The organism is Paenibacillus sp. VTT E-133280, assembly GCF_002264385.1.
In the GTDB taxonomy this organism is placed as follows: Bacteria; Bacillota; Bacilli; order Paenibacillales; family Paenibacillaceae; genus Paenibacillus_AQ; species Paenibacillus_AQ nitricinens.
Genome location: NZ_NFUX01000001.1, coordinates 102,074 through 119,446 on the forward strand (window position 1 = coordinate 102,074; position 17,373 = coordinate 119,446).

Genomic DNA, 17,373 nt, shown 5'->3' on the forward strand with positions numbered 1-17,373 from the left:
TTCAGTATTCCGCATACCATTTTCAGGTTATTTTCACGAAATTCAATGGTTTACATTTAGTAGTGGTTACTCCAAGATCTTCTGCGCCGTCTCTTCGGTTGTTACGAGTACATTCATATACCCGCCATTCAGCGCACCCAAGATCCCCGAGACCTTCTCCAACGATTCCGCTACACCAATAGCGTACCTCGCCCGCTTAATCTGCTCCAGCTCTATGGTCAGCGTTCGATCCGATATTGCTGTACGCACAGGCAATCCATTGCCATCATAGAAACGTGAGCAAATATCACCTGCTACTCTCCCGCTCTCCAGCTCATCAATCACAGCATCGCCATAAAATCCACGCCAAGCCTCTTCACCTTTAATTTCCGGTGATCCAATGCCGAATACAGCGATGTCCAGCTGATCCCATGCCTTGGCAATGGTCTGGTAATACTGCGAACGCATCAACTGATCCCGGGTCTCCTTTTGCTCCGTGATAGCTGGGACGTCAATCATTAATGAGCGTGCACCCCACTTTAAAGCTGCTTGATAGCAGATATTATTTACATGGTATCCGCTCTCCATCTTTCCAGATGGACCGCCCACCGTAGGTACACAGGTTACAAAAGGTCTCTGTGCGAGGGTCAGATTCTCTACAACCGCAGCTAAGCTGCTTCCCCAAGAGAAGCCTACCATATCTTTTGGTTGAAGCACTTTCTCCAGCCATTTTGCACAAGCCCGTCCAATAGCTTTGCGTTTGATCACCCCGGATTGGGCTGGATCTACCTCTACAACAATGGCTTCCTTCAGCCCGAATCGTTCTTTCAGTTCCTGCTCCAGTGTACAATGATCGCCGATATCATAATTGATGGTGATCGTAACGATACCTTCTTCACGGACTCTCTTCAGCATCCTACTAATGGTAGTGCGATATATGCCAAGTTTATTCGAAATTTCACTTTGCGTTAAATTCTGCTCATAATACATTTGTGCAATCTTAATGAGCAGCTTCTTGTCCTCTTTTCGATCCATGATAGTACTCCCCGCTTTCTACAAGGATTTGACGGATTCAGAACCCCTCGTTATACTGTAGACGATTATTTTTGCACACTTTTTATTATATTGCACAAATGTGCTATATATCAATTTTTTAATCAAACAATCAAAACAGGAGAGGTGCTATCCATGAACAATCTGAAATGGGCCATCATCGGCCCGGGAAGTATCGCTACTGAATTTGCGGCTGCTCTAAATGACATCGGTGGAACTTTATATGCGGTAGGATCACGGACCTTAGAGAAAGCCCAAGCGTTCGCAAGCCAATATGGAGCGGAGAAGGCTTATGGCAATTACAGCGAAATGCTGCAAGATCCTGAAATTGATGTCGTCTACATCTCAACACCACATAGTAACCACTACGAATACATCATAGAAAGCTTGCAGAATAACAAACATGTCCTCTGTGAAAAGGCGATCACCGTAAATAGCAGACAGCTGCAGGAAATCGCCGAGCTTGCTAAACAAAAAAGCTTAGTCGTCGCAGAGGCGATGACCATCTACCATATGCCACTGTACAAAAAGCTACGGCTAATCGTGGATGAAGGTAAGATCGGACGCCTCAAAATGGTGCAGGTCTCCTTTGGCAGCCATAAAGAATATGATGTGAACAACCGTTTCTTTAGCAAAGATCTGGCGGGCGGAGCACTGCTGGATATTGGGACGTATGCCTTATCCTTCACAAGATTCTTTCTGTCCAAACAGCCATATGAGATTCTTACGACGGTGAAACGTTTCGAGACAGGTGTCGATGAACAATCCGGAATCATTCTGAACAATGATGCGGATGAAATGGCAGTCATCTCCCTTACGATGCGCTCCAAAATGCCTAAACGCGGCATCGTTGCTGGAGAACTTGGCTTTATTACCGTAGACAATTTTCCGCGGGCCTCTACAGCTACAATTCAATATTTAGATGGCACCCTAGAAACGATTGAAGCCGGCGATACTTCCAAAGCGCTGCAATACGAAATCGAGGATATGCAGCGCTATATCACGGCAAACGGCAACCAGGAAACCCTCAAGCTCTCCTTAGATGTCATGGAGATTATGAGTAATGTTAGAGAACAATGGGGAATCAAATACAGCTTCGAATAACAAACTGAACACAATAGATCAATCATCAAAGCGTTGGTATTCCCTTCAACTGAAGGAGACCTAACGCTTTTTTGCGGATAATTTCCCAGGAATGGATGACAATATCCTTAGGTGATTTCTTATAGGTACTTTTTAGTACCTATAGCACTTTAAAGTACGTACTATACTTAAATGACTCATGCCTTCATAATTGCACTTACCGGCCGGTGATTATCAGAGTGTAGGAGTGAGAGACATGTTGTTAAACCAAAAAAGAAGTACCCTGGCACTCCTGGCTTTAGCCATTAGCGCCTTTGCGATCGGAACCACCGAGTTTATCAGTGTAGGGCTGCTGCCTTTAATCGCTGATGACCTGAATATACCGCTGACCACAGCTGGATTAACTGTTACTTTGTACGCTTTAGGGGTAACCTTTGGCGCCCCAATCTTAACGTCGCTGACCACCGCGGTATCGCGCAAAACATTATTGCTTATCATTATGATTGTATTTATTATCGGCAATAGCCTTGCCGCGGCTGCCGACAGTATTACAATTCTGCTAATAGCTAGAGTAATATCTGCCCTTTCGCATGGTCTGTTCATGTCGATTGCTTCGACCACTGCCGCCGACCTCGTGCCTGAGAATCGTAAAGCCAGTGCTATTGCGATCATGTTCACAGGACTTACCGTAGCTACTGTTACTGGTGTGCCACTGGGTACCTTTCTAGGGCAACAGTTAGGCTGGAGGGCTGCATTCATTGCCATTATTGCCATCGGTCTTATAGCGCTCATTGGCAACCTGTTCTTGGTCCCTGCCACAGGACTGCGCAAAGGAACCCGAACACCGCTTCGTGAACAAGTCAAACTCGTGACGAACGGACGGTTACTACTCGCCTTCGCAATCACTGCTTTAGGGTATGGAGGTACCTTTGTAGTCTTTACTTATTTATCTCCACTTCTTAATGAAATCAGCGGTTTCAAAGAGAGTACCGTTGCCATCATTCTTCTTGTCTATGGTATAGCGATCGCCATCGGCAACGTCATTGGAGGCAAATTAGCTAACCGTAACCCTATGAATGCCCTGTTCTACATGTTTGCTATACAAGCTGTTGTACTGTTCGTCTTAACCTTTACCGCTCCCTTTAAAGTGGCTGCACTACTTACGATTTTCTTTATGGGTCTGTTAGCCTTCATGAACGTACCTGGGCTACAAGTACACGTAGTTACACTTGCAGATCGATATGTACCGAGTGCGCGAGATGTAGCATCTGCGCTGAATATTGCTGCTTTTAACGCCGGTATTGCCATTGGGGCTTATCTTGGCGGTATCGTCACGGATCATATGGGACTGATTCATACCACTTGGGTGGGTGCTATAATGGTTCTATCCGCTGTATTCCTAACCGCTTGGAGTCGTGCGCTGGAGAAGAAAGATGAGACTCTTCTCCAGTCGGAGGCTGCTTAATCAACCTTGCATTAACATACCAATCAAACTTTTAAATATCTCAGGAGGTAATTTTATTATGGCTCAACATCTACAGGACACAACTACATTACACAACGGGGTAAATATGCCTTGGCTAGGGCTCGGCGTATTTAAAGTTGAAGAAGGCTCTGAGCTGATCCAAGCAGTCAAATCTGCTATTGCACATGGCTACCGCAGCATCGACACAGCAGCGATTTACGACAATGAGACTGGCGTAGGTCAAGCAATTAAAGAAGCTTTGCAGGACAACAACCTGTCCAGAGAAGAGCTCTTCGTAACTTCAAAGGTCTGGACTGCAGATATGGGCTACGAAGAAACCATTGCCGCCTACGAGACTAGCCTAGCTAAGCTTGGACTTGAATACCTTGATCTATATCTTATCCACTGGCCTGTAAAAGGAAAATATAAAGAGACATGGAGAGCACTTGAAACCTTGTATAAAGAGGGACGCGTAAAAGCGATTGGGGTCAGCAATTTCCAGATCCATCATCTTGAAGAGGTGATGAAGAATGCGGAAATTAAGCCGATGGTAAACCAAGTAGAGCTCCACCCTTATTTGAGTCAGCAAGCACTCCTTAGCTTCTGCCAGGAACAAGGAATTCAATTGGAGGCTTGGTCTCCATTAATGCAAGGGCAATTGTTGGATCAGCCTGTACTGAAACAAATAGCAGCTAAACACAGTAAATCCGTAGCTCAAGTGATTATCCGTTGGGACCTGCAGCGTGGAATTATTACTATTCCAAAGTCTACTAAAGAGCACCGGATCATCGAAAACGTAGATGTGTTTGATTTTCTGTTAACAGAAGAGGATATGAATCTAATCAACGCCCTGAACCAAGATCAACGGGTAGGTCCTGACCCTGATAACTTCGACTTCTAAGAGATCAACCACTAGGTTAAGTAACAGTAAGAAAGACCCTATCTTTCATTTCTGAAAGATAGGGTCTTTTTTGTCTTTACGCACCTTGCACTAGCACAATAAGGATCGGCAACACAAGAAACGAAGCAAGCGTCGTCCATAAAATACATTTGGATACCAGCTCTGGAGAGGCTTCAAATCGCTCCGCTAATACCACAGCGTTGACGGCAACTGGCATGGAGGTCAGAATCAGCAGTACAGAGAATAAAATACCATCCATATGCAGAATAGATAATCCGAGGTATGCCACTAGTGGAGCTAAGATTAATCGAATGATCATCCCTGTCCAAAAAACAGACTGGCCCTTGCGTTCAGATGGCATGGTTCGTACTTTGACCATCTGTGCTCCCAGAATCGCCAGTACGACTGGTGAATAACCTCCGGCAACCATGGAGACCCCTGTAGCAAGCTCAGAAGGTAAATGCAGGTCAAATATTCTAAGAAAAAGTGCTAGCATAGCTGCATAGATGGCAGGAAGAGAGAACACGGACTTTACAGCATTTTTCACCGAGAACTGCGATCTAGCCGCAAAATAAATGCCCACAGTATTCACGATAATCATCTGCCCAATCACATACACAGAAGCTTTATCGAGCCCAAGCTGTCCGAAAGCCAGCAACACCAAGGGAAGTCCATAATTCACACTATTCGTAAATGTCGAGACCAGAGTCAATCCCGATATTTCAGAGGGGCCGAGCTTCAATAATTTCCCGATGATATTTGCAATCGCCCATAAAAAGCACAGATTTAGCAGCGAAAAGGCTAGCGTCTTGTAAATATCATCCATAGAAATTTCGGCCGTAGCCAGTGTATTAAGAATAATAGCCGGCGTTAAAAAGTATAAATAGAGCGTCAATAACGGCTTGGTATCCAGATTCTTAAACCGTCCAAGCAGTGCACCGACAATGACTGGAATGGATAATGGCACGATGACTTGATACAACGTTGTTAACACGCTCTGGATCATGAACAGTACTCCTCTGCTCTAAGTTAATCTAAACTATAAGCGCAACATAGCAAGACGTCTAAGATATGAAATCAATATACACAATAGCCATTACCTATAATTAAAAAAATCCCAACCCCTGAGACGGAGTTGAGACTTTTTTATCATGTGTTACATCATTTTGATTTCAAGCAATTCATATTTGATGATACCCATCGGTGCGTTTACACTAACGATATCCCCGACTTTTTTACCCAGCAATTCCTTGCCCAGCGGACTTTCATAGGAAATCTTGTTGTTTAGGACATCTGCTTCAGCGGCCCCTACAATTCTATATTCAATCTTCTCGGAGTATTCGATATCGTTCAGGGTAACGATACAACCCATACTAACCTTTGACAGATCCATCTGACTCTCATCTACGATCTTGGCTTTGGTCAGCATTTTCTCCAAAATCATAATACGAGTCTCCATGAACGATTGGTCGTCCTTGGCCGAATGGTACTCGCTATTTTCCTTCAAGTCTCCATAGCTGATCGCCAATTTGAGCCGTGCTGCCAATTCCTTGCGCCCTGGGCCCTTCAATTCCTTCAGTTCTTCCTCTAATTGAGCCAATCCTTCTTTGGTCAAGAACACTTCTTCATTAGACATGTATACAACTCCTATTTTGGATGCTTTATAATAGTTTAACCTATATTTCACATTCATGCGTAAATAAAAATCCCTGCCACAATTGAACATTGGGCAAGGATGTCAATGCTGCATCATTATTCTGGCAAATGCTCTTTACAGAAAAGGAGTAATGCTGCTTCCTCGTCCTCTTCCATATCAAAATCAAGCAACTGACCTGTTGTTGTCTCTTGTAGATCATAACTCACGATGCTTACTTGATCTTCATCCACTTTAATAATCGCCCTAGCAGAAACTCCATTCTCTATATAGAGCTCATCATCTTCTGGAACATCCAGTTGAACCACGAATTCATACCGTTTACCGGTTAGTATACCAAAAGGATCTTTAACATTCTCCACGTTGTAGCTTGTAAATGTCAACATTGCTCATTCAACCTCTTTTCCTAATACCTGCCACGTCATTGTATCACAAAAAGCTGCGTGAAGGGGTCGCCCCGTCCCTCAAGCCATAGCTTTCGATTTCTTGATCTGTTTGCTTCGCAATTGTCCGCAGGCAGCATCAATATCCACACCATGCTCCAGACGAGTGCTTACACTCACGCCCTGCTTCTTCAAGGTATCAAAAAAGGCTCGTACGGTCTCCCGCTCACTTCTTTGATATTGACTGTGCTCATCGACTGGATTATAAGGAATCAAGTTCACATTAACAAGCTGGCGCCGGTCGCCGATTAGCTCGGTCAGCTCAAGCGCGTGCTCCTTGCCGTCATTTACATCCTTCATCAGAATGTATTCTAACGTAATTCTGCGATTTGTTTTTTCCAAATAATAATCTATGGACTCCATAAGCTTCTCAATAGGAATGGCCTTGTTAATCTTCATAATCTTCGTCCGCAGCTCATTATTAGGCGCGTGAAGCGAAACTGCCAAGTTCACCTGGGTATTCGCATCGGCAAATTCAACGATTTTGTTAGCAAGCCCACTCGTCGATACAGTAATACCTCTTCCTGCAATGGCTAATCCCTTGTGATCCTTAATAATCGATAAGAAATTGAGCAGGTTCTTGAAGTTGTCGAACGGTTCGCCAATTCCCATGACTACAACGTGACTAACCTTTTGTTCGAGGTTTGCTGTATCCAAATGCTGCTGAACCTTCATAATCTGCTCTACAATCTCACCGCTGCTAAGATCGCGACTCTTCGCTAACAGTCCACTAGCGCAAAAGCTGCAGCCGATATTACATCCAACCTGAGTAGTGACACATACGGACAAACCGTATTTCTGTCTCATGAGTACCGTCTCAATCAGGTTGCCATCCTTCAAACGGAACAGGAACTTAATCGTCCCATCCGCAGACTCCTGCTTCACATGTTCCTCCAACGTGTGGATCACATAGTGCTGCCCCAATAATTCTACACACTCTTTATTTACATCGAGCATTTCCGTGAATTCTGTAATCCGCTTCCGATAAAGCCAATCCCAGACCTGCGTAGCTCGAAATTTTTTATGTCCACGTTCTAACAGCCATGCCGCCAGTTGATCAAAAGTTAATCCATAAATGGATTCCATATTCATTCGTTATCCTCTTTTCAAAACATTAAAGTTCAGTCCATCACTACTCATTGTCTCAAATTTTTTTTATTTAAACAAGGGGAGTTGTGGCGAAGCGTCGAAGTTTACATCATTAGAAGTCCGTTCTATGAAATCACATCTGAGGAGAGATCGAATTAAATGAGCTCAACCACAATAAAAATCATCGGTTTTGCCCTTCTAGCTGCCGTCTTAATCTTTGGTGGCTTTTTACTGTATATTACCATTACCGATTATAAGCCGAAGGAGACTACTCCACTAACGGTAAACCATAATCAGGAACAAATGATGAAGCAGGGAGAGCCTTTTGTAATAACAACCTTTAATATTGGCTATGCCGGGCTGGATAGGGGGCAGGATTTCTTTATGGATGGCGGGACCCATTCACGTTCAAGCAGCGAGGAACAAACGAAGACAAATCTTGAGGCAATAGCCTCTCTAATGACCACTTCAGGCTCGGATCTATTCATGTTGCAGGAGGTGGACATCAATTCTTCTCGTAGCAACCACATAGATGAGGTCTCCTTGTTATCGAATACCTTCTCTGATTACAGCAACGTATTCGCAACGAACTACAAGGTGCCTTGGGTACCGATTCCCGTTCTTGATCCGATGGGCTCAGTAAATAGCGGTTTATTAACCTTATCTAAATTCAGTAGCACAAGTAACGTTAGATATGATCTTCCGGGAAAAGAAAGCTGGCCTCGTCAACTGTTTGAACTTGACCGCGCCTTTATGGAGAGCAGATTCCCCGTCGGTAACGGGAAAGAACTGGTCCTGATCAATCTTCATTTATCAGCCTTTGATCAAGGGGGAACGATTCGTAAGCAGCAATTAGAATATCTTTCTACTTATATTCAGAGAGAGAATGATAAAGGCAATTACCTCATCTTAGGCGGAGACTGGAATCATTCTTTACCGGGCACAACCCCTGAGGCCTTTGAGACTACACAAGCTTGGCCAGAATGGCTACAGCAGTTTCCTGAAGATTTCAAACCGGAGGGCTTTCAATGGGCTGTCGATGCTCAAGTGCCGTCCGTCCGGACACTTGATGTAGCTTATTCAGAAGGTGTAAATTTCCGTGCTGTAATTGATGGCTTCCTAGTCTCTCCGAATATCACAATAAGTGGCGTTCAGGGCCATGACCTATCCTTTGAACACAGCGATCATAACCCTGTAACAGCTACTCTTATTCTAAGATAGGACCCAGTCATGGATCATAGATGTTATTTAAAAATGACGAATTTCATGTTTTTCCCTTTTAGATACTGAATGATAGCAGGCAATGCCTCTACGGTAATCTTCTTTTCGTGAAAGAGATATACTGCACCGGACGGATCAGTATGATGAACAAATTGAATGACGTCTTCTGGGGTCTTTCGTTTCCAATCCTCAGAATCACGATTCCATAACAATACCTTCATCTGCTGTTCTGTCACATTGGCTGCTAACTTATCATTAATCGCGCCGTATGGCGGCCGAAAAACAGTAATCGGCGATTGAGTGATTTGCTCCAATGCCTGATTAGCCTTCGCCAAATTATTCTGATTCTCCTTAACCCCATTGTCGGTCATCTTGCTATGATCCCACGAATGACTTCCAATCGACATCTGATGCTCGCTCGCATACTTAACCGCTTCCACATTACGAGAGACCTTATTCCCTACAAATAAAAAGGTGGCTGCCACCTCATGCTCTACTAGAATATCTACGATTTCTTTCGTATATTTCGACGGGCCATCATCAAATGACAAGGCTACGTAACCCTTCGGCAGGCTATAGGTGTATTTATCCCCGGTTAATTTAATCTCCTCATACCGCTTCATCTGCTCTTGAGGAGGCTCTGAAGGTTCTGGTGAAGGCTTAGAAGTTTCTGGCGTAGGCGTAGGTTCCTCTTGCTGACTAGGGGTCGTTTCTATCTTACCAATAGGGGGAATGAACGGTAGAGAGACCATTTTCTCGATCCCCTCAGCGCTGGTGCCTAGTGAGGGACCTTTCAACCCTTCTGCACGATCCATAACTTGACCACCCATTCGAAGAGACAATACAACTACTAAACAAGAAGCGAGCACAATACTCTGCAGTCCAAGTCTTCCAAACCGTTTTTTGTTTTTCTTTCTTAGCCTACGTGCTGGAGGTATAGAGGGTGATGTCGTTTCAACAGCAATCTCTTCATGTACATGGGGATCGTCTAATTCCTTTAACTGAAGAAGCTGCGATACATAATATTCAGAGCAAGCAAAATACAGGGTTTCGCTGAAGGTCTGGTTCATAATGACCAGTGTGCTGTAGTAACTATTACGAAAAGGATCCCACTTCGGATACAATGACAATCTCATTCTTTCCCCAAAATAGGGAGCCAACGCGTTTAGTTGTTCATATGTAAATTCATCTATGGTTAGCATGCGTCTGGCATACCCGATATCACGGGTTAAACCTATCTCAATCTGATAACCAGCCTGTTCATGCTCAAGCGACAGCAACTCAATCATTAGAACAGCGCTCGGTTCATTCATTGCCATGAATCTTATGTATCTCCGTTGTCTTCATTTCTTCCCGCCAGCGTGCTTCCATTCCCAAAAGGGACGGTCATACGATTGGTAAAATCGCTGATCATACCGGAGAGGTAGGCTTTTTCTTGGCGGATCGTATCGTATTTCTGTCTTAAATGCGCATTCTCAGTTTCAATCCGTCCGAGCTTCTCTTCCAGATCGTTCATCTTTTTAAGCTTCTCTGCATGAGCTTCGTTATGCTTTTGGATCAGATTTACATACTTTTGATGCTCCAGATCGATCGTACTTTTTAATTCTTCAATCTCTGCGGTGAGGGTGGTCTGAAGCTCCCGATAATCTTCCAGCACTTGATCGACCTTTAGATTCTTCTCAATCAATTTATGCTCAAGCTCTCGAACGTTCTTCTCTCTTTCCTCAATCACTTTATTGAGATTCTTCATGTCCCGGTTCAAACGTTCAACATGGCTGCTGGAATGCGTCAACCGATCCTGAAGTTCATTAATATTTGTCTCGGCATGCTGTCTGGCCTGAATAATCTGCTCCACGGAGAAGATTAGATCGAGTGATTTTTTATCAAGCGGAGCTTTTCCCGTAGTTACCACTCCTGCTAAAGTCTCGCCAGCGATCTGTTCCTCTACTTCCTCGCCCTGCTCTTCTGATAATTGCACCTTTTGAACCATACCCGGTTTGGACTGCTTATCCACGGAATCTTTCTTTTTAAAAAAGGGAGAAATCATTGATCTTATCACCTCAATTATAAAAAAATGTCAAAAAATGTCGAGTGCCCACGAGTCTATTATAGTTTACTTGCCTTGTCTGTAAGTGAGCCTTTATATCTAACTTTTTGAATTGGATCAAAAGACCTAAATGGTTGCCTATAACAAGAAAAAAGCACCCTTGCGGGTGCTCTGGTTCTAATTGAATTTATCAGGGAATTGTTTAACAATACCCACGGTTAGTAGATCTCCAAACATATTTATATGCTCAAGCCCTTTATCGAAGGCGACGACTTCGGCATCCCAATCCTTTTTAACTCTAGCTGTCACATCATCCGTTATTAGCTCCAAATGTTCATGAAGCATCTCTTTCAATTGTTCATACGAATATTTGGGATTCTGTGCGCTAAGGAACTTTGCAATGTCGTCAGCGTTGTCGTACCACTCTTTATTGTATTTCTCCAAATCTGACTGATTACCTGCTAGTGCAGCAGCAACTACCTTTCCGGCAATCAGGATATGCTCCCGCAATAATTGAGCTAGCTTATCCCCTACTGCCTTACCGTAATACGGCTTATAAACATCCCCTATCTCCTGCTGATTCTGTAGCAACCTTGCCAGTACCTTCTCTTTATCCTCGGAATTCGCAAAAGCGCTAACTATGTAGTTTTTTGTCCATATCACATGATCGCTCCATAGTTTCCTGAGATTATCCTTAAGCTCTATTACAGAGGGCGTAAAGCATAGCTTGTGTGAGCTCTTTTTCTCTTTAGCTGCAGCATCGGCAGTTACTGGCATTACACTAACCACAAGAAACATACACAGTAAGGTTAGCTTCAATATCAAAAACTTAGTCTTCAATATGACCGATCTCCCTTTAAGGATCTATTAACTATCTTTTATAGTGTGTTCCGATGCTCTTATTTCATTCCTAGCTTTCTTCAAGCATAAAAAAAGCACCGTCATTAGACGGCGCCTCTTCTTTATATTTATCTGAACATTACTTTGTCTACATTGTATTTAGATTTCAGCTCATTAATGATATAGGTTTCGTATATCTCTCTGTGAACTGGACTTTCGATTAAACATACATCAATTCTGGTGACCTCGTCCCGATGCAGCTTGATATCAGATACGGTATCTTCAAAATGTTTTTTGATTCTGGGTCTTAGCTTTCTCGCTTTACCTACAAACAACAACTCATCTTGGTCATTGTAGAACATGAAGATGCCGCCGTAATCTCTTGGAATCAGATGGAAATCAGTGAATCCGTAAATATTGCTTAGCTGCGGGTTGATTTGTTTAGTAATTCGAACATCCACATTGGGCATAGTTATGTTGATCATTTTAGCTCACGTCCTCTTTCTATATAGGAGTAAATAGTATCATAAGTTTGCCTTTTATTCTATCTTTCACAATGACCGTTGTTCTTTATTCTCCCCTGACCTGATGACTCATCAGAGCAAGCACCGTCTCAGTTATCCCTTGCTCAAAAGGAGTAGTGGGAATTGGACCCACATTACGCTCATATTTACCACCGTTTAGGATCACCGGTTCCTGGGTTAAATACAGCATCTCCACGATCTCTTTCATGACTGGAACGAATGTGCCGAGCAGCGATAATCCAATCCTTCCTACAGAGATAACAGGCTTCTTGGAACCTTGTGCTACTTGCGCTATTTTAACGATATCTCGACCTGAAATTGTGCCTGTCCCCGGAATATTCCAATTCTGACCATAAGCCTCTTCTCTGCAAGCGAGCTCAACAATCATGACAGCCGCATCCGGCAAATATACATACTCACGGGGAACGTTCATATTGCCAATGAATATTGCAGGTTTACCCGCAGCGATGGACTCTAGGGTCGATCCTAAATAAGAAGCCTCATTGGCAGTAGGTCCATAATAATCCGGTAATCGGACAATGAGTCCCTGTGTATTACTCCAACGCCGGCTAAAAAACATTCGTTCAAACTCAAGTTTCACTTTTCCTTTTTTTGTATGCGGATTCTTCGGATATTCCTCGCCGATCGGCTTGTCATTCTGTCTTCTCCCATAAGGATAAATGCCATCCACTGCGACAACCTTTATTCCCAGCGTATTAGCCGCCTCCATGACCGCCTCTCCCATGGGTAACAGTCGCGTACTCATCTCATTATATGGAACAGATGCACTATGAAAAATAACATCCACATCCTGTGCAGCTGCTAATATATCCTGCACATTAAATACGTCTCCTGCCATTAGCTTAAGCGCGGCGGGATTACCCAGCTTTGTTGCAAGCTTCTCCAGCTTTGGAATCGATCGTCCAAAGGCCACCGTTTCTATCCCTCTCTTTAACAATTCAGCGATAATAACAGTCCCTGTTCCCCCGGTTGCACCAAGCACGAGCGCTTTTGTTAACATAAATCATTCCTCCTATTATTGTTATTGATCAATCACTAACTTATAATCATACATCTAGGAGCCTAAGCTCTTAGATGTTACAACGTATCTTCTTCTCTACACCTATTTCCGATGTTTCGGCTTCAGCTCAGGCATTCCAAGGGCCATAGAAATATTGCACAGCATACCATTGGCCATAAAGGTGCTTACCTCTACTTCAGGCTGCTCGATCCCGGCGGCGACAAACTTCTCGTGCACAAGGTTGGTAATTTCCAGCATTCCCTTTTGCATGGTTTCACGAATGACTTCATCGCGAATCCCTAACCCCTGAATTTGCAAAATAATCTCATTCGGATGCGTCTCCATCAACAACTCGTATACTTTAATACTTTCCTTCAACACTTGATCTGCTGGGGCTTCTACTCCTTTAAATGAATGAATAATCCGCTCAAAAGCCCGTTCTAAGGAAGCGACAAACAATTCTTCTTTGTTCTTGAACACCTTGAATACATAAGGCTGAGAAATACCTACCTTTTCCGCAACCTGTGCTGTTGTAGCTCGGTAGTATCCATTCTCGGCGAACACAATAACCGCTGCCTCCAAGATTTGTTCCCGGCGGTTTACAGTGACCGATTCATCCGATTTCTTGCGACCGGAACTAGATTCTGTTGTCATGATAATCTCCTTACGTAACCTAATCTTATTAGGTTATTGATCAATCACTTTCTTGTTCAGAGTATATGCTCATCTCCGAAATAATGCAACTCCAAACAATATAATTTTCAAAACTCTATTGTTTTGGATGACATTCACAATAAAAGTTAATTCATAATCCACGCTGGAAATATTACTAAAAAATATGACATTATTCAGAACCTTCTTACCAAAGGGTTGTGATTTTCCTCATGAGGGTATTATAAATATTAAGGTAGTGTAGAGCTGTGTTAACTTCATGAAAAGAGCAATTAGCATCTAGGAGGATTTGATTCATGTCAGCAACAGACAGGCAAAAAATTGTAGATAGTGTCCCGCAAACCGGATTTTTCGGACATCCTAAGGGACTATTCACACTTTTCTTTACTGAATTTTGGGAACGTTTTTCCTATTATGGCATGAGAGCGATCCTTGTTTACTACATGTATTATGAGGTAAGCAAAGGCGGGCTCGGATTTCCAGAGGATATGGCCCTTTCGATTATGTCTATCTACGGATCACTCGTATATATGTCTGGAATTATAGGTGGATGGCTTGCGGATCGGATTTTCGGGACTTCCAAGGCTGTCTTTTACGGCGGCGTTCTAATTATGTTCGGGCATATTTTACTGGCGATACCGGGAAATGCCACGCTATTCTTTGCTTCGATGATTATGATCGTGCTCGGAACCGGACTTCTTAAGCCCAATGTATCAAGTATTGTAGGCGAAATCTACAGCGAACAAGATAACCGCCGCGACGCAGCTTTCAGCATTTTTTATATGGGTATTAATCTCGGCGGATTCATCTCTCCACTAATTGTAGGCGCGGTAGGTATGAATAATTTCCATCTAGGCTTCTCGATTGCCGCAATCGGAATGTTTATCGGACTAGTTGTTTACGTAATGACTCGCACCAAAAATCTAGGTCTGGCGGGTACGATTGTACACAACCCGATTCCAGCCGAACAAAAGAAAAAATTGTTTACTTGGATTGGGATTGGATTAGTTGTGCTTGCTGTATTAGTTACGATAGGCATTCTTACTGGAGCACTTACTTTTGAGACATTCATTAAAATTGTAGGGGTCTTAGGGCTGCTTATTCCTACCATGTACTTTATTGTGATGTACCGCAGTCCCAAGACAACTGCTGTAGAGCGATCACGGATTCTCGCATACATCCCTTTATTTATGGCTTCGATTATGTTCTGGGCGATTCAGGAACAAACTTCAACGGTTCTAGCAAGCTTTGCTGATAAGCGCACCCAGTTGGATTTTGCAGGCATACACATTTCTCCTGCTTGGTTCCAGTCGCTTAACCCACTGTTTATTATCGCCCTTGCACCTGCATTTGCCTGGATTTGGTTAAGGCTCGGTAACCGCCAACCAACGATTCCCCAAAAGTTCTCGCTTGGTTTATTGTTTGCCGGTCTGTCCTTCCTAGTGATTCTGGTACCGGCTTACTTCGGTGGAGCCCATTCACTGGTGAATCCATTATGGCTGGTTCTCAGCTACTTTATCGTCGTCATTGGGGAACTATGCTTGTCACCTGTTGGTCTCTCGGCAACAACCAAACTGGCACCCGCTGCTTTTACAGCTCAGATGATGAGCATGTGGTTCTTGTCCAATGCTGCTGCGCAAGCTATCAATGCTCAGATTGTGAAGTTCTATACCCCGGATACTGAAATGCTGTACTTCGGAGTCATCGGCGGAGTCGCCATTGTGCTCGCGTTAATTCTCTTCCTGTTCTCTTCGAAGATTCAGAATTTCATGAAGGGTATACGATAAACATATAAGGCTGCCGGGAATATTCTCGGCAGCTTTTTTTGGATTCCATCATGTTTTAAGCTGGGTCTACACCAGAAACATAGCAACAATTGTAGTAACTATCAGTCCAATTAGTACCGGTTTAACATTGCGTCTAGCGAGCTCAAACGGGCTTACACCGCAGATCGCAGCGGCTGGGATCAATGCCCATGGGATTAACGTACCCCCACCCACCCAAATGGCAGATACCTGACCAAGTGCAGTTAAAGTAGCTGCGTCAGAATGAGTGGCCACCGCGAACAATTTTCCGATGGACCCCGCAAGTGAGATTCCCGAGAACCCTGAACCATCAAGACCCGTGATGGCTCCTGTTATGGTGGCGGTCACAGCACCTACAGCACCATTCAGTGGCACATTATGCGCTAGAGCAACCCCAAGATCATTAACAATCCCCTGAGATGCAGCGGGTAAAACTTTTCCAAACAATTCAGCAAAGGCCGAATCACCCAAATAGAAGAATGCAGCAATCGGAATCACTGGACCGAATACTTTAAAGCCAAATGTAAGTCCATCGATTAGATAGGCGGTAACTTGCTCCAATCCTTTATTACGATGTGCGAGCAATGTTACTACGACCAAGATAAATACAGCAGTCCCGCCAACTAAAGCAGTTGCGTCTCCCCCCTGTAAATCCAGCAGAAACATGCCCGCTACATCAGCTAGAAACAAGAGTGGGATCAAGATAGCCAACCATTTCTTCAGTGTGGGCGGAATGACGGCTTGATCTTCTACCGCATCACTCTCTGCAGCTAGCGCATTCCCGGCATTTTTCCCCGAGATAAGTCCATCCCGCCAAGTACCATTCTTCTGATCCCGCCGCATCATCCAATAAGCTGTTACCGTAGTGACTATACCCATCACGATCACAAGTGGAATACTCGCTTCCATGACACTGCTTACCGGCAGCCCTGCCGCATCTGCCGTCAATTTAGGTGCACCTTGAATAATATAATCACTCGACAACGCAATCCCATGACCGAATAGATTCATCGCCATCGCTGCTCCAAGTGCAGGCAATCCCACACGAATAGCAACGGGCAGTAGCACAACCCCTATCAAGGCAACGGCTGGCGAAGGCCAGAAGAACCATGATGTTACCATCATAATGAAGCCAATGCCCCAAAATGCCATAAACGGCGTACGTAAAAAACGGGTAAGCGGAGCAACCATCGTCTCGTTTATTCCGGTACGTGTTAATACTCTGCTCATGGCTACAATGATCGAAATAATCATAATCGTACCCATTAGCTCCTTAGTTGCATATACAAAAGAGTTGAATACGCCTGTGACCGAACCACTAATCGTTTCTGTCGCGAGCCAGCCTAGTACAAAGATGCCTGCAATACAGATCATCGTTGTATCCCGCCGCTTAATCAGAAGTGCCATAATGAACACGATGAATGCCAGATATACATAATGGAGTGCTGTTAATTGGATGCCCATCTCCGAACCACACCCTTCTCCTACTTACAAGTGCTATATGTTATGCAGGGTTGTAGGCTAATGTTCGGTAGAAATGGGTGCAAAAAAGCCGCCCTACGCATAGACAGATTCT

17 protein-coding genes are annotated in these 17,373 nt (G+C 43.9%); 5 read left to right on the plus strand and 12 right to left on the minus strand.

Annotated features, from left to right (window positions below; all coding sequences use genetic code 11):
- Positions 1-66: 66 nt before the first annotated feature.
- Positions 67-1,014 (minus strand): sugar-binding transcriptional regulator, encoded by a 948-nt coding sequence (locus CA600_RS00445; protein WP_094868387.1) that lies wholly within the window; start codon positions 1,012-1,014, stop codon positions 67-69.
- Between the two features lie 153 nt (positions 1,015-1,167).
- Between CA600_RS00445 and CA600_RS00450 the strand changes: the two genes are divergently transcribed.
- The 3 genes from CA600_RS00450 to CA600_RS00460 all read left to right on the plus strand — a co-directional run bounded on the left by CA600_RS00450 (position 1,168) and on the right by CA600_RS00460 (position 4,481).
- Complete coding sequence (locus CA600_RS00450; RefSeq protein ID WP_094868388.1) at positions 1,168-2,136, plus strand: Gfo/Idh/MocA family protein; 969 nt, start codon at positions 1,168-1,170, stop codon at positions 2,134-2,136.
- Positions 2,137-2,371: 235 nt separating this feature from the next.
- Positions 2,372-3,580, plus strand: a complete 1,209-nt coding sequence (locus CA600_RS00455; RefSeq protein WP_094868389.1) for an MFS transporter — start codon at positions 2,372-2,374, stop codon at positions 3,578-3,580.
- Positions 3,581-3,638: 58 nt separating this feature from the next.
- On the plus strand, positions 3,639-4,481 hold the full coding sequence (locus CA600_RS00460) for an aldo/keto reductase (protein ID WP_094868390.1): 843 nt from the start codon (positions 3,639-3,641) through the stop codon (positions 4,479-4,481).
- Between the two features lie 76 nt (positions 4,482-4,557).
- Here CA600_RS00460 and CA600_RS00465 read toward each other — a convergent pair whose 3' ends face one another.
- From CA600_RS00465 to rlmN, 4 genes are all read right to left on the minus strand, one after another.
- Positions 4,558-5,487, minus strand: a complete 930-nt coding sequence (locus CA600_RS00465) for an AEC family transporter (protein ID WP_094868391.1) — start codon at positions 5,485-5,487, stop codon at positions 4,558-4,560.
- Between the two features lie 150 nt (positions 5,488-5,637).
- Positions 5,638-6,117, minus strand: coding sequence for a transcription elongation factor GreA (gene greA, locus CA600_RS00470; protein WP_042131553.1), 480 nt, complete (start codon positions 6,115-6,117; stop codon positions 5,638-5,640).
- A gap of 116 nt (positions 6,118-6,233) precedes the next feature.
- A complete protein-coding gene (locus tag CA600_RS00475) occupies positions 6,234-6,521 on the minus strand; it encodes a DUF6509 family protein (protein WP_094868392.1) in 288 nt (95 codons plus the stop codon).
- A 78-nt stretch (positions 6,522-6,599) separates the two neighbouring features.
- A complete protein-coding gene (gene rlmN / locus CA600_RS00480; protein ID WP_094868393.1) occupies positions 6,600-7,670 on the minus strand; it encodes a 23S rRNA (adenine(2503)-C(2))-methyltransferase RlmN in 1,071 nt (356 codons plus the stop codon).
- A gap of 156 nt (positions 7,671-7,826) precedes the next feature.
- Between rlmN and CA600_RS00485 the strand changes: the two genes are divergently transcribed.
- Positions 7,827-8,888, plus strand: coding sequence for an endonuclease/exonuclease/phosphatase family protein (locus CA600_RS00485; protein ID WP_094868394.1), 1,062 nt, complete (start codon positions 7,827-7,829; stop codon positions 8,886-8,888).
- A 23-nt stretch (positions 8,889-8,911) separates the two neighbouring features.
- Here CA600_RS00485 and CA600_RS00490 read toward each other — a convergent pair whose 3' ends face one another.
- The 6 genes from CA600_RS00490 to CA600_RS00515 form a co-directional block, all read right to left on the minus strand.
- Positions 8,912-10,207 (minus strand): polysaccharide deacetylase family protein, encoded by a 1,296-nt coding sequence (locus CA600_RS00490; RefSeq protein ID WP_094868395.1) that lies wholly within the window; start codon positions 10,205-10,207, stop codon positions 8,912-8,914.
- Between the two features lie 5 nt (positions 10,208-10,212).
- Positions 10,213-10,935 (minus strand): hypothetical protein, encoded by a 723-nt coding sequence (locus CA600_RS00495; RefSeq protein WP_094868396.1) that lies wholly within the window; start codon positions 10,933-10,935, stop codon positions 10,213-10,215.
- A 177-nt stretch (positions 10,936-11,112) separates the two neighbouring features.
- Complete coding sequence (locus CA600_RS00500; RefSeq protein ID WP_094868397.1) at positions 11,113-11,775, minus strand: glycosyltransferase; 663 nt, start codon at positions 11,773-11,775, stop codon at positions 11,113-11,115.
- Between the two features lie 128 nt (positions 11,776-11,903).
- Entirely contained in the window at positions 11,904-12,260 is a 357-nt protein-coding gene (locus CA600_RS00505; protein WP_094868398.1) for a nucleotide excision repair endonuclease, read from the minus strand.
- An 85-nt stretch (positions 12,261-12,345) separates the two neighbouring features.
- Complete coding sequence (locus CA600_RS00510) at positions 12,346-13,320, minus strand: NAD-dependent epimerase/dehydratase family protein (protein ID WP_094868399.1); 975 nt, start codon at positions 13,318-13,320, stop codon at positions 12,346-12,348.
- Positions 13,321-13,422: 102 nt separating this feature from the next.
- Entirely contained in the window at positions 13,423-13,974 is a 552-nt protein-coding gene (locus CA600_RS00515; RefSeq protein WP_094868400.1) for a TetR/AcrR family transcriptional regulator, read from the minus strand.
- Between the two features lie 314 nt (positions 13,975-14,288).
- On the opposite strand from CA600_RS00515, the gene CA600_RS00520 reads away from it, so the two are divergent.
- Entirely contained in the window at positions 14,289-15,779 is a 1,491-nt protein-coding gene (locus CA600_RS00520; protein ID WP_094868401.1) for a peptide MFS transporter, read from the plus strand.
- A gap of 66 nt (positions 15,780-15,845) precedes the next feature.
- On the opposite strand, the gene CA600_RS00525 is transcribed toward CA600_RS00520, so the two are convergent.
- Positions 15,846-17,261 carry a hypothetical protein gene (locus CA600_RS00525; RefSeq protein ID WP_094868402.1) on the minus strand — a complete coding sequence of 472 codons (1,416 nt, stop codon included), beginning with the start codon at positions 17,259-17,261 and terminating at the stop codon, positions 15,846-15,848.
- Positions 17,262-17,373: the final 112 nt, after the last annotated feature.